Source organism: Streptomyces sp. NPDC002785 (genome assembly GCF_040295565.1).
Classification (GTDB): domain Bacteria; phylum Actinomycetota; class Actinomycetes; order Streptomycetales; family Streptomycetaceae; genus Streptomyces.
This window is the reverse complement of sequence record NZ_JBEOVN010000001.1, coordinates 44,546-57,297: the sequence shown is the minus strand read 5'-3', so window position 1 is coordinate 57,297 and position 12,752 is coordinate 44,546. Positions and strand designations below refer to the sequence as shown.

9 protein-coding genes, 1 tRNA gene and 1 pseudogene are annotated in these 12,752 nt (G+C 67.4%); 6 read left to right on the top strand and 5 right to left on the bottom strand.

The genetic code is table 11. From position 1 onward, the window contains the following. The 4 genes and pseudogenes from ABTZ94_RS00270 to ABTZ94_RS00255 all read right to left on the bottom strand — a co-directional run bounded on the left by ABTZ94_RS00270 (position 1) and on the right by ABTZ94_RS00255 (position 3,426). Positions 1 to 954 carry a J domain-containing protein gene (locus tag ABTZ94_RS00270; protein ID WP_351195930.1) on the bottom strand — a complete coding sequence of 318 codons (954 nt, stop codon included), beginning with the start codon at positions 952 to 954 and terminating at the stop codon, positions 1 to 3. Positions 955 to 1,012: 58 nt separating this feature from the next. Next, entirely contained in the window at positions 1,013 to 2,464 is a 1,452-nt protein-coding gene (locus ABTZ94_RS00265; RefSeq protein ID WP_351195928.1) for a DUF2252 domain-containing protein, read from the bottom strand. A gap of 170 nt (positions 2,465 to 2,634) precedes the next feature. Further along, positions 2,635 to 3,167 (bottom strand): annotated as a pseudogene (locus tag ABTZ94_RS37715) (hypothetical protein); the annotation flags it as partial. Positions 3,168 to 3,343: 176 nt separating this feature from the next. After that, positions 3,344 to 3,426 (bottom strand) — tRNA-Leu (locus ABTZ94_RS00255). Between the two features lie 315 nt (positions 3,427 to 3,741). On the opposite strand from ABTZ94_RS00255, the gene ABTZ94_RS00250 reads away from it, so the two are divergent. The 6 genes from ABTZ94_RS00250 (at position 3,742) to pknB (ending at position 11,818) form a co-directional block, all read left to right on the top strand. After that, positions 3,742 to 4,617 carry an FHA domain-containing protein gene (locus ABTZ94_RS00250; RefSeq protein ID WP_351195924.1) on the top strand — a complete coding sequence of 292 codons (876 nt, stop codon included), beginning with the start codon at positions 3,742 to 3,744 and terminating at the stop codon, positions 4,615 to 4,617. Positions 4,618 to 4,627: 10 nt separating this feature from the next. Next, positions 4,628 to 5,143 (top strand): FHA domain-containing protein FhaB/FipA, encoded by a 516-nt coding sequence (locus ABTZ94_RS00245; RefSeq protein WP_351195922.1) that lies wholly within the window; start codon positions 4,628 to 4,630, stop codon positions 5,141 to 5,143. 129 nt (positions 5,144 to 5,272) lie between these two features. After that, positions 5,273 to 6,769, top strand: a complete 1,497-nt coding sequence (locus ABTZ94_RS00240; RefSeq protein ID WP_351195920.1) for a Stp1/IreP family PP2C-type Ser/Thr phosphatase — start codon at positions 5,273 to 5,275, stop codon at positions 6,767 to 6,769. A gap of 23 nt (positions 6,770 to 6,792) precedes the next feature. Next, positions 6,793 to 8,202 carry an FtsW/RodA/SpoVE family cell cycle protein gene (locus ABTZ94_RS00235; RefSeq protein WP_351195918.1) on the top strand — a complete coding sequence of 470 codons (1,410 nt, stop codon included), beginning with the start codon at positions 6,793 to 6,795 and terminating at the stop codon, positions 8,200 to 8,202. Further along, positions 8,199 to 9,659, top strand: coding sequence for a peptidoglycan D,D-transpeptidase FtsI family protein (locus tag ABTZ94_RS00230; RefSeq protein ID WP_351195916.1), 1,461 nt, complete (start codon positions 8,199 to 8,201; stop codon positions 9,657 to 9,659). Before ABTZ94_RS00235 ends, ABTZ94_RS00230 begins: the two co-directional genes overlap by 4 nt. 167 nt (positions 9,660 to 9,826) lie before the next feature. Then, the gene (gene pknB / locus ABTZ94_RS00225; RefSeq protein WP_351195914.1) at positions 9,827 to 11,818 is read left to right on the top strand and encodes a Stk1 family PASTA domain-containing Ser/Thr kinase; all 1,992 of its coding nucleotides are present in this window, start codon (positions 9,827 to 9,829) and stop codon (positions 11,816 to 11,818) included. Positions 11,819 to 12,005: 187 nt separating this feature from the next. Here pknB and ABTZ94_RS00220 read toward each other — a convergent pair whose 3' ends face one another. Continuing rightward, positions 12,006 to 12,740, bottom strand: a complete 735-nt coding sequence (locus tag ABTZ94_RS00220; protein ID WP_351195912.1) for a class E sortase — start codon at positions 12,738 to 12,740, stop codon at positions 12,006 to 12,008. Positions 12,741 to 12,752: the final 12 nt, after the last annotated feature.

Sequence of the window (12,752 nt, the reverse complement as noted above, 5' to 3'; positions counted from 1 at the left end):
CTACTGCACCAGACCCGCCAGCTCCGTCTCACGCTGAGCGACCTCGCCCAGCAGCTGATCGGCGATCTCGTCGAGCAGCCGGTCCGGATCGTCGGGCGCCATCCGCAGCATGGCCCCGATCGCGCTCTCCTCGAGCTCCTGGGCGAGCACCGTCAGGAGTTCCTTGCGCTGGGTCAGCCAGTTCAGCCGGGCATAGAGCTCCTCACTCTCGCTGAGCTCCGCCTCCGGCACCACCGGCCCCGCCGCCCACTCCTGCGCCAGCTCCATCAGCAGCGACTCGTCCCCGCGCCCATAAGCAGCGTTGACGCGGGTGATGAACTCTTCCCGGCGTGCCCGCTCCGTCTCGTCCTGCGCCAGGTCCGGGTGGGCCTGGCGCGCCAGCTCGCGGTAGAGCTTGCGCACCTCCTCGGTCGGCCGGACCCGCTTGGGCGGCCGGACCGGCTGCTCGGTCAGCATCGCCGCCGCCTCGGGGGACAGCCCGCCGGAGTCGATCCAGTCGTGGAACAGCTCGTCGACGCCGGGCATCGGCATCACGATCGCCCGGGCCTCCTGCGCCTTGCGGAGATCTTCGGGGTCACCGGTCCTGGCGGCCCGGGCCTCCGCGATCTGCGCATCGAGCTCGTCAAGGCGGGCGTACATCGGCCCGAGCTTCTGGTGGTGCAACCGGGAGAAGTTCTCGACCTCGACCCGGAAGGTCTCAACCGCGATCTCGAACTCGATCAGCGCCTGCTCCGCCACCCGCACAGCCTTCGCAAGCCGAGCCTCGGGCCGAGCCCCCTCAGCAGTCCCGCCGTCGGCCCCATCGGCAGCGTCGGCCCCCGAACCAGCACCGGCACCGGCGCCGGCCGGCTCTCCGTGCTGCGCATTCGGCGCATGCTGCTCGTGCTGCCGGTCGTTTTCCTGCCGGTCATCGTCGTTCCGGGTGGTCGGCACCCCGGCGGCTTCGTGGGTCACCCGTCCAGCGTATGGCCACTGTCCACGCCCCGAGGACGCACGGTCGACTCAATGCCGCTCACACACCCAGTTCGGCGGCTATCCGCCCCGAACCGATGGCCCGCACCAGCTCCGCGTGGTCCGCCTCAGTACGGTCCGCGTACGTCACCGCGAACGCCGCTACCGCCTCGTCCAGCTCTTCGTTCTTGCCGCAGTAGCCCGCGATCAGCCGCGGATCGGCGCTGTGCGCATGGGCCCGAGCCAGCAGCGCACCGGTCATCCGGCCGTAGTCATCGACCTGGTCGGCTGCCAGGGCCGCCGGATCCACACTGCCCTTGCGGTTCCTGAACTGCCGCACCTGGAACGGGCGCCCGTCGACGGTGGCCCAACCCAACAGGATGTCGCTGACGACCTGCATCCGCTTCTGCCCGAGCACCACCCGGCGCCCCTCGTGCGCCACCTCCGGCACATCGAACCCGACAGCCGGGAGGTAGGGCGCCAGCACGGAGGGCCGCGCCTCCTTCACCTGCAGCACCAAGGGCTCGCCAGGGTGATCGAGCAGGAGCACCACGTACGACCGGGTGCCGACGCTCCCCGTGCCGACCACCCGGAACGCCACGTCCTGGATCGCGTATCTGGCGAGGAGCGGTACCCGGTCCTCCGAGATCGTGCCCAGATAGTCGCCGAGTCCCACCGCCACGGCGGCGGCCTCCTCGTCCGGCACCCGCCGCAGCACCGGCGGCGCGTCTATGAAGCGGCGTCCGCCGTCCCCGGAAACCTCAGTGGATTTGGCCGCGAAACGGGCGCTGGTGTTGTTACGGGCCTTCTCCGAGACCCGCTCCAGGGTGCCGAGCAGATCCCGCGCATCCGTGTGCGAGACCAACTCCTCGTCCGCGATGGCGTTCCAGGCATCGAGCGCGGGCAGTTTGGCCAGCAGCCGCATCGTCCGCCGGTATGCACCCACCGTGTCGTATGCGCCCTGACGGCAGGTGTCCTCGTCCGCTCCGGCCTCGCGCCCGGCGAGCACGAGCGAGGTGGCGAGGCGCTTGAGGTCCCATTCCCAGGGGCCGAACACGGTCTCGTCAAAATCGTTCAGATCGATGACCAAGCTGCCCCGCGCATCGCCGTACAGCCCGAAATTGGCCGCGTGCGCATCGCCGCAGAGCTGGGCGCCCACGCCGCTGACCGGTGTGCCCACCAGGTCGTGAGCCATCAGCCCGGCCGAGCCACGCAAAAACGCGAACGGTCTGGCTGCCATCCGCCCCACCCGGATCGGGGCGAGACCTGGCACCCTGCCCCGACTCGACTCCTCGACCGCCAGCACGGCATCGGGCCGCCCGGCCGGAAGGTCAAGGGCGGAGTGAGAGGCCCTGGGCACCTTCTCCCGCAGCACCTTGCCCGCCTCCCTGGGCGACTGCGGCGCACTCTTGCCCGCCACAGTCGCCCGGCACGCGAATCCGGGCACGACCGGAATGCGCGGATCACCTGTCACAGTCCGCTGAACCGGCACTGTCGCTTCGATTTCACCCATGGCGCGCAGCCTCCCCCGCCCTCGCCCTGCGTTCCTGGCTCCATGCCCTGCCGCAGATCAATTGCAACGAAGGTACCGCCGTCCGCCGAAAGCCGTCGGCCCCTGTGGAAAACCCACCTCACGACCTGTGGACAACGCTCTGTCCTGGTCAGACGCCGACGGCCTCTTCCAGCTCTTCCCCAGAGACCGCCTAGCCCGTGGTCCACGAGACCGAACAGCGGACCGGCGCAGACCACTCGATCACGCTCACCACCAGGACGCGGCAACCGTCGGAGCGGCCCTGATCCGCGGCGCCAGCACCGCGCCCGCACCGCCGACCACCGCGACCGGTGCGTACGAGTCGATACTCACCGCGACCAGCCGGAAGAAGATGCCCTGGCCGGTCGGATCGCCATCAGCGGTCGGTGCCGTGTCCGTCGTCTTCAGCGGGCCCCCCTCCGCGGCCGCAACCTTGGTGAAGACCTTCTCGACCACCGTGGCACTGATGTCAAAGGACGCGCTGGCCACCAGCAGCTCGGGGCGCTTCCTCGGCAAATAGGCACCGTAACTCGCCGGCGTCCTGAGGCGATTCACAGCCGTCGAGCGATCGGGGACCGTGCACACATAGCGCCCCGTCACCCTTGTCCTTGTCCTGCAGCGTCTGCGCGAGCACCTGCGCTCTCGGCCCCGACCCGACCACTCCAACCCGCAGATCCGGAGCTGGCGTATCCGCCGTCGGCGGCGGTTCTCCTTCGACGCTCCTCCCCAAGCCCGTAAGGCCCCGCAAACCCTGTAAGCCTCACACCACCGCAGAACGCCACGAATCCGGTGTTTCACGTGAAACCAAACCTGGGAACGAAGAAGCCCCACAGGCCGTTGACCTGTGGGGCTTCTCTCTTGTGCGCGAGGGGGGATTTGAACCCCCACGTCCCTAAGGACACTGGCACCTGAAGCCAGCGCGTCTGCCGTTCCGCCACTCGCGCAAGAGTGGTGTTTCCAGACTCTCTCACCGTTTGGTGCGAGCTCCTGGCGACATCCGGAAGATTAGCACGCTGGACAGGGTGGATTCACATCCGTTGTTTCACCGAACGCCTGGCGGGAACCGGGAACGCCATACGGCCGCCCCCACTCCTCCTCAGTGCACCCCAGGTGCGGGACACTGTCAGGAGGCCGCCTCTACGATCCGTGTGAGAGGTGACACTCATCCACAGGGCAGACAAGGGGAACCAGCCGATTTCCCGACGCGTGGATACGATCAGTAAGCAGTACAGGGACGACTACAACGGAGGAGGTGCCCCATGGGAGTCATGAAGCGTTTCGAGCAGCGTCTCGAAGGTCTGGTCAATGGCACCTTCGCCAAGGTCTTCAAGTCCGAGGTCCAGCCGGTCGAGATCGCGGGAGCCCTCCAGCGCGAGTGCGACAACAACGCAACGATCTGGAACCGTGAGCGGACCGTCGTCCCCAACGACTTCATCGTCGAACTCAGTACCCCGGACTACGAGCGACTCAGCCCGTACTCCGGCCAGTTGGGCGACGAGCTCTCCGGCCTGGTCCGCGACTACGCCAAGCAGCAGCGGTACACCTTCATGGGCCCCATCAAGGTCCATCTGGAGAAGGCCGACGACCTCGACACCGGGCTCTACCGGGTGCGTAGCCGCACCCTGGCGTCGAGCTCGTCACAGCAGCAGGAACCCCAGGGCGGGCAAGGACTGCAGAGCCACCCTGGACAGCACGGCCAGCCCTCCCACCCGGGCCCGGGGCGGCCGCCGCAGCCCACCGGCGGCTACGCCGCCCCACCCATGCCCGCGGCCCCGCCGCCGGGCGCGGGCAGGCCCGGAGCGCCCAGTACCGACCGGCACCCGCCGGCCGGACCAAGCCCCCTGCCGAACGCGCAGGTGCGGCGCTGGATCGAGATCAACGGCACCCGCCATCAGATCTCCCGCCCGACGCTGGTGCTGGGACGCAGCACCGAAGCCGACGTGCGGATCGACGACCCCGGCGTATCGCGTCGGCACTGTGAGATCCGGACCGGAACACCCTCGACGATCCAGGATCTCGGGTCTACCAACGGCATCGTGGTGGACGGGCAGCACACAACCCGCGCTACGCTCCGCGACGGCTCGCGGATCGTCGTGGGCAGCACCACCATCGTTTACCGGCAAGCCGAAGGGTGAAGCGGGGGCAATGTCAGAGCTGACCTTGACGGTCATGCGGCTAGGTTTCCTAGCTGTTCTGTGGCTGTTCGTGATCGTGGCCGTCCAGGTCATCCGCAGCGACCTGTTCGGAACGCGCGTCACGCAGCGCGGCTCACGCCGCACTACGACCGACGCACGGCCGCCACAGGCGCGCCAGAGCGCGGCGGCACCGCCGCAGCAACGCCAACAGCCCGGCCGCCAGCGCCGGGGGGCACCCACAAAGCTGGTCGTCTCCGAGGGCACCCTCACCGGTACCACGGTGGCGCTCCAGGGGCAGACCATCACGCTGGGCCGGGCCCACGACTCAACGATCGTCCTGGACGACGACTACGCGTCCAGCAGGCATGCCAGGATCTACCCCGACCGTGACGGCCAGTGGATCGTCGAGGATCTCGGGTCCACCAACGGCACGTATCTCGACCGGACCCGACTCACCACCCCGACACCTGTTCCGCTGGGCGCGCCGATCCGGATCGGCAAGACCGTCATCGAGCTGCGGAAGTAGTACGACAATGAGCGAGCGGAGCGAGCGAGCCGCGGCGGTCCGGGCAACGGACCCGGACCGGCTCCCGACCGGAGGGTGGGCAGTGTGGCTCGAGACCGGCTGTACCCCGAGCCGACGGGCGAGGTGCGCATGAGTCTTTCCCTGCGCTTCGCCGCCGGATCACACAAGGGCATGATCCGGGAAGGCAACGAGGACTCCGGCTACGCCGGTCCGCGCCTTCTCGCCATCGCCGACGGCATGGGCGGCCAGGCAGCCGGCGAGGTCGCGAGCTCCGAGGTGATCTCCACACTCGTCCAGCTCGACGACGACGTCCCGGGTTCGGACATTCTCACTTCGCTCGGTACGGCGGTCCAGCGGGCCAACGACCAGCTGCGCATGATGGTCGAGGAGGACCCCCAGCTGGAGGGCATGGGCACCACGCTCACCGCCCTGCTCTGGACCGGCCAGCGACTCGGCCTCGTCCACGTCGGCGACTCCCGCGCGTACCTGCTGCGCGACGGCGTGCTCACCCAGATCACCCAGGACCACACCTGGGTGCAGCGGCTGGTCGACGAGGGCCGGATCACCGAGGAAGAGGCCACCACCCACCCGCAGCGCGCCCTTCTGATGCGTGCGCTGGGCAGTGGCGACCATGTCGAACCCGATCTCTCCATTCGTGAGGTCCGGGTCGGCGACCGCTACCTGATCTGCTCCGACGGGCTCTCCGGCGTCGTCTCCCACCAGACGATGGAAGAGACCCTCGCCAGCTACCAGGGCCCGCAGGAGACCATCCAGGAGCTGATCCAGCTCGCCCTGCGCGGCGGCGGCCCGGACAACATCACCTGCATCGTCGCCGACGTCCTCGACGTCGACAGCAATGACACCCTGGCCGGACAGCTCAACGACACCCCGGTCATCGTCGGCGCGGTCGCAGAGAACCAGGCCGCCCAGCTGAACGACGGCGGCGCCATGCAGACCCCCGCCGGACGAGCGGCCGGCCTCGGCCGCCCCGTCCCGCCGCCCGCAGGCGGCTTCGGCCCGCCCGGAAGCGGTGACGGCGTCGGCTACGACGGAATGCCGGACGGCTCCTTCGACACGTACACCGACGACGACTTCATCAAACCCGGCGGCGGCCGTAAGTGGCTCAAGAGGTCTTTCTACGTAGTGCTCGCGCTTGCTGTCATCGGCGGCGGTCTCTACGGCGGCTACCGCTGGACCCAGAACCAGTTCTACGTCGGCGCGAAAAACGAACATGTCGCGCTGTTCCGTGGCATCAGCCAGGACCTGGCCTGGGTCTCGCTCTCGAAGGTCGAGAAGGACCACCCCGAGATCGAACTCAAGTACCTCCCGCCCTACCAGCGCAAGCAGGTCGAGGCGACCATCGCCGAGGGCAACCTCCCCGCCGCACGCGAAAAGATCGGCGAACTCGCTGTCCAGGCATCCGCCTGCAAGAAGGACGCCCAGCGACGCGCGGCCGAGAAAGCCCGCTCCGACGAGGGCCAAGCCAGTGGTACGGGCTCGGACGTCAGCAAGACGTCCGAGACTTCCGGTGCCGCCAAGACCAAGCCGACCGCAGCGACTCCCACTCCTGGTCCCAGCCTCTCGGAGGAAGAGAAAAAGCTGGTCCCGCAGTGCGGTAAGCAGTAAAGCCGTAGGGAGCCTTCAGCACCATGAGCGTTGTCACCAACACGACCACGATCGGCGCGATCGACGCACCGAGCCGTCGCAACACCGAACTGATGATGATGGTCTTCGCTATCGCCATCTCGGTGTTCGCCTACGCCAATGTCGGACTCGCCATGGACGGCAAGCTCCCGTCCGGCATGTTCGGATACGGAGGCGGACTCATCCTGCTCGGCGGCGTCGCCCACCTCGTGGTACGCAAGTTCGCCCCATACGCGGACCCGCTACTGCTGCCGCTCGCCACCTTGCTCAACGGCCTGGGGCTGGTGCTGATCTGGCGGCTGGACCAGTCGCCGAGGCTGATCCAGCGTGCGGAGACTCTGTACGGCTCCTACAGCCCCGACGCCCCGAAGCAGCTGCTGTACTCGGCGATCGGCGTCGCCTTCTTCGTCGCCGTGCTGGTGATCCTCAAGGATCACCGCATCCTTCAGCGCTACACCTACATCTCGATGGCTGTGGCGCTGGTCCTGCTGATCCTGCCGATGTTCTTCCCCCCGGTGAACGGCGCGAAGATCTGGATCAGCCTCGGCCCGTTCACCATCCAGCCGGGAGAGTTCGCCAAGATTCTGATCGCGGTGTTCTTCTCCGGCTATCTCATGGTGAAACGTGACGCGCTGGCGCTGGCCAGCCGCCGCTTCATGGGTCTGTACCTACCACGCGGACGCGACCTCGGACCGATCATCACCATCTGGGCCCTGTCGATCCTGATCCTGATCTTCGAGACCGACCTCGGCACCTCACTGCTGTTCTTCGGCCTCTTCGTGGTGATGCTGTACGTCGCCACCGAGCGGACCAGCTGGATCGTCTTCGGTCTGCTGATGTCCGCGGTGGGCGCGGTGGGCGTGGCATCCTTCGAGCCGCACGTGCAGTCCCGGGTGAACGCCTGGCTCGACCCTTTCGCCAAGGCAACGATGGCGCAGAGCGATCAGATCGCCCAGTCGCTGATGTCCTTCGGTTCCGGTGGAACGCTCGGTACCGGACTGGGCCAGGGCCACTCGGACCTGATCATGTTCGCCGCCAACGCCGACTTCATCCTCTCCACCGTCGGCGAGGAGCTGGGTCTGGCCGGAATGATGGCCGTCCTGCTGATCTACGGCCTGATCGTCGAGCGGGGCGTCCGTACGGCGCTGGCCGCCCGTGACCCCTTCGGCAAGCTGCTCGCCATCGGGCTGTCGGGGGCCTTCGCCATCCAGGTCTTCGTGGTCGCCGGCGGTGTCATGGGGCTCATCCCGCTCAGCGGTATGACCATGCCGTTCCTCGCGTACGGTGGTTCGTCCGTGCTGGCCAACTGGGCGCTGATCGCCATTCTGATCCGGATCAGCGACACCGCCCGTCGCCCGGCCCCGGCCCCCGCCCCGTCCTCCGACGCCGAGATGACCCAGGTGGTCCGACCGTGAACAAGCCCCTTCGCCGGATCGCGGTCTTCTGCGGCGTCCTCATCCTGGGTCTGCTCGTGCGGACCAACTACCTGCAGTACGTCCGCGCCGACGAGCTGAACAGCCGCGACGAGAACCGCCGCGTGCGCATCGAGCGGTACGCGCACGAGCGCGGCAACATCATCGTCGACGGCGGCGTCCCCGTGACCGGCTCGGTCGAGACCAAGGTCGGCGACTTCAAGTACAAGCGCGTCTGGAAGAACGGCCCGATGTGGGCGCCCGTCACCGGGTATTCCTCGCAGGCGTTCGACGCCAACTTCCTTGAGAAGCTCGAGGACGGCATCCTCACCGGCAACGACGACCGGCTCTTCTTCGACCGGACCCTGTCGATGTTCACAGGCGAGAAGAAGCAGGGCGGCAACGTCGTCACCACCCTCAACGCCGCTGCCCAGAAGGCCGCCTTCCAGGGGCTCGGCAACAAGAAGGGCGCCGTCGCCGCGCTCGACCCACAGACCGGCGCCATCCTGGCCCTCGTCAGCACCCCTTCGTACGACCCCTCGACCTTCGCGGGCAACTCCGACGCCGACTCCAAGGCCTGGAAGAAGCTCTCGACGGACAAGGACAAGCCGATGCTCAACCGGGCATTGCGCGAGACCTACCCGCCGGGCTCGACCTTCAAGGTCGTCACCGCCGCGGCCGCGCTGGAGAACGGGCTGTACACCAGCATCGACGAGCACACCAAGTCGCCGTTGCCCTACCGGCTCCCGCTGACCACCGGCAACCTGGAGAACGAGGGCAACATCCCGTGCGAGAACGCCTCGCTCCGGGAGGCGCTGCGGTTGTCGTGCAACACCGTCTTCGGCAAGATCAGCGATGACCTCGGCAACCAGAAGATGATCGACCAGGCCAACAAGTTCGGCTTCAACAAGGACGTCTTCACCCCGGTACGAGCTGACGCCAGCGTCTACCCCAAGGACAACCGTCCGCAGAACGCCATGGCCGGCATCGGCCAGGCGTCCAACCGCGCCACCCCGCTGCAGATGGCGATGGTCGCCGCCGCGGTCGCCAACGACGGCAAGCTGATGCAGCCGTACATGATCGCCGACCGTCAGGCCCCCAACCTGGACGTGATCTACACCCACAAGAAGGAGCAGCTCAGCCAGCCCCTCTCGGGTGAGAACGCACAGAAGCTCCAGCAGATGATGGAAACCGTGGTCCAGAGCGGCACGGGAACCAAGGCCCTCATCGACGGCGTCACTGTCGGTGGCAAGACCGGTACCGCGCAGCACGGTCTGAACAACAGCGAGAAGCCCTACGCCTGGTTCATCTCCTACGCCAAGACCGACAAAGGCTCCCCGGTCGCCGTCGCCGTCGTTGTCGAGGACGGCCAGGCCAACCGGGACGACATCTCCGGCGGCGGTCTGGCCGCCCCCATCGCAAAGGCTGTAATGAAGGCGGTCATCGACAGCAAGAAGTGATGCCCATCACATCGGGTGTCATACCTGCACATTGGGATACCGGTCAGATATCAGGTCCGGACTCCAGGCCGATCAGGTAGTGCGCGGCCGGTAGCGTATGCGCGAGCAGCACACCGCCGGACCGCACACCGGTGCGGTCGGGACTGACGGAGAGGGCTGGAACAGTTATGGAAGAGCCGCGTCGCCTCGGCGGCCGGTACGAGCTGGGCTCGGTGCTCGGCCGTGGTGGCATGGCCGAGGTCTACCTCGCACACGACACCCGGCTCGGCCGCACCGTAGCTGTGAAGACGCTGCGGGCCGATCTGGCCCGCGACCCGTCCTTCCAGGCCCGGTTCCGCCGTGAGGCCCAGTCCGCCGCCTCGCTCAATCACCCGGCGATCGTCGCTGTCTACGACACCGGTGAGGATTACGTCGACGGGGTCTCCATCCCGTACATCGTGATGGAGTACGTCGACGGGTCGACGCTCAGGGAACTTCTGCACTCCGGCCGCAAGCTGCTGCCCGAGCGCACCCTGGAGATGACCGTGGGCATCCTCCAGGCGCTGGAGTACTCGCACCGCGCAGGCATCGTCCACCGCGACATCAAGCCGGCGAACGTGATGCTGACGCGCACCGGCCAGGTCAAGGTCATGGACTTCGGCATCGCCCGCGCCATGGGCGACTCCGGCATGACGATGACCCAGACCTCGGCCGTCATCGGCACCGCCCAGTACCTCTCCCCGGAGCAGGCCAAGGGCGAGCAGGTCGACGCCCGCTCCGACCTGTACTCGACCGGCTGCCTGCTCTACGAGCTGCTGACGGTCCGGCCGCCGTTCATCGGGGACTCACCCGTCGCGGTCGCCTACCAGCACGTACGGGAAGAGCCGCAGAAGCCCAGCAACTTCGACCCCGAGATCACGCCCGCGATGGACGCGATCGTGTTGAAGGCCCTGGTCAAGGACCCCGACTACCGCTACCAGTCGGCCGACGAGATGCGGGCCGACATCGAGGCCTGCCTCGATGGCCAGCCGGTCGCCGCCACCGCGGCGATGGGTGCGCCCGGTTACGGCGGCTACGACGGATACGGCAACGACCAGCCCACCACCGCTCTGCACGCCGCGGACCAGAACGGCGCGCCCACGTCCATGCTGCCCCCGGTCAACCCGGACGACGGCGGCTACGGCTACGACGACCGGCCGGACCGCCGCCTCCAGAAGAAGAGCAACACCTCGACGATCCTGCTGATCGTCGCGGGCATCCTGGTACTCATCGGCGCGATCCTGATCGGCCGGTCGGTGTTCGGCGAAACCAACAGCGGCAGCGGCAAGGTCGATGTGCCGAACATGGTCGGCTCGACCGTGCAGGAAGCACAGCGACGCGCGGAAACCGCCTCCGTCACGCTCAAGGTCGGCTCGCGCGAACCCTGCGAGGACCAGCCCAAGGGCAAGATCTGCAGCCAGAGCCCGACCGTCGGCGGCAAGATGGCGCAGAAGGAGATTGTCGAGGTCGTCGTCTCCACCGGTGCGCCGAAGGTCGAGGTCCCGGACGTCACGGAGAAGTCCGAGGAGAGCGCCCGCAAGTACCTTGAGGACAAGGGCTTCACGGTGAACGTCACCGCGGTCGAATCCGAAAAGACCGCGGGTACGGTCATCAAGCAGGACCCCGAGGGCAACACGAAGGCCGAGAAGAACTCCGAGGTCACGATCACGGTCGCCAAGCAGGCCACCCAGAAGGTGCCGCCCGTGGTCGAACGGGACTACGACGCCGCGGTGGCTCAGCTCAAGGGCGTGGGCTTCACCAACATCTCCAGGACCGATGAAGATTCGGACAAGCCCGCGAACCAGGTGACCAACCAGACTCCGCCCGCCAACTCGATGCAGCCACTGACCGCCCAGATCGTGCTGACGGTCTCGAAGGGTCCGCAGCAGCCGGCGCAGGTCGCGGTTCCCGAAGTCAGGACCAAAACCGTCTCCGAGGCCAAGCAGATGCTGGCCCAGGCCGGCTTCACGAATATCCAGTTCGCGAACGGCAGTTCCCCGGACGACAACGCCATCGTCTCCGGCATCGACCCTCAGCCAGGTACCCAGGTGGATCCGGCGAACACTCCCATCACACTCACGACGGTGGGCGGCAACGGAAACGGCAACATCTTCGGCGGCCCGTCCGGCTCACGACGCTGACCGAATCGCACCCCCATCGGGCCCCGGCACCGCAACGGTGACCGGGGCCCTTTTTGGCGTCACTGCCATGCACCGCGGCCTGCTGGAGGCCTGGAGCACGGGCGCGAGGCTGCAGGTGCTCAAGTGAGCCGGGAAGCAGAAGGCCCGAAGTCGCAAGGGTTGGTTGCGGCTTCGGGCCCGGCTCAATCTATGGCTGTCGCAGCTCCGCCGGCTTCGTACGGTCCTTGTCCACCTTCTCCGTACGCACCAGCTCGCCCCACACGATGTAGCGGTACTTCGACGTGTAGACCGGCGTGCAGGTCGTCAACGTGATGTAGCGGCCGGGCTTCTTCGCGCCCGATCCCTTCGGTACCGCCTGCAGCACATCGACGTTGTACTTCGACGTCTCGGGAAGCTCCTTGAAGACCTTGTAGACGTACCAGGTGTCCTTGGTCTCGAAGACGACCGCGTCCCCCGTCTTCACCTTGTCGATGTTGTGGAACTTGGCACCGTGCCCGTCGCGGTGTGCCGCCAAGGTGAAGTTGCCCTTCTTGTCCGAGGGGAGAGCCGACTTCACCGGGTCCGTGTAGTAGCCCGCGATGCCGTCGTTGAGGTTCTCGGTGTCGGTGCCCTTCTTGACCAGCACCTCGCCGTTCTTCATCGACGGGACGTGCAGGAAGCCGATGCCGTCCTTGGTGTCCAGCGCGCCCGGTCCGCCTGCCCAGCGGTCGCGGACGGTATGGCCCTGTTTGGTGGCCTCGCGATCGGCGAGCACATTTGTCCACCAGAGGGAGTAGACGACGAAGAGTCCCAGTACCAGGCCTGCCGTGATCAGCAGTTCGCCGAAAACACTGATCGCGGTCGCGACAAGATGGCGGCCGCTGCGCCGCGACGGGGGCGCAGACTCACCGATTCGCTCTTCGTGCTCGGTCGTCCCTGTCACCGCACCCGTCCC

What these genes read in the sequence shown, in the direction of transcription:
- ABTZ94_RS00265 (WP_351195928.1), bottom strand. Translation starts at nt 2,464, where the DNA reads ATGGGTGAAATCGAAGCGACAGTGCCGGTTCAGCGGACTGTGACAGGT.
- ABTZ94_RS00250 (WP_351195924.1), top strand. Translation starts at nt 3,742, where the DNA reads ATGGGAGTCATGAAGCGTTTCGAGCAGCGTCTCGAAGGTCTGGTCAAT.
- ABTZ94_RS00245 (WP_351195922.1), top strand. Translation starts at nt 4,628, where the DNA reads ATGTCAGAGCTGACCTTGACGGTCATGCGGCTAGGTTTCCTAGCTGTT.
- ABTZ94_RS00240 (WP_351195920.1), top strand. Translation starts at nt 5,273, where the DNA reads ATGAGTCTTTCCCTGCGCTTCGCCGCCGGATCACACAAGGGCATGATC.
- ABTZ94_RS00235 (WP_351195918.1), top strand. Translation starts at nt 6,793, where the DNA reads ATGAGCGTTGTCACCAACACGACCACGATCGGCGCGATCGACGCACCG.
- pknB (WP_351195914.1), top strand. Translation starts at nt 9,827, where the DNA reads ATGGAAGAGCCGCGTCGCCTCGGCGGCCGGTACGAGCTGGGCTCGGTG.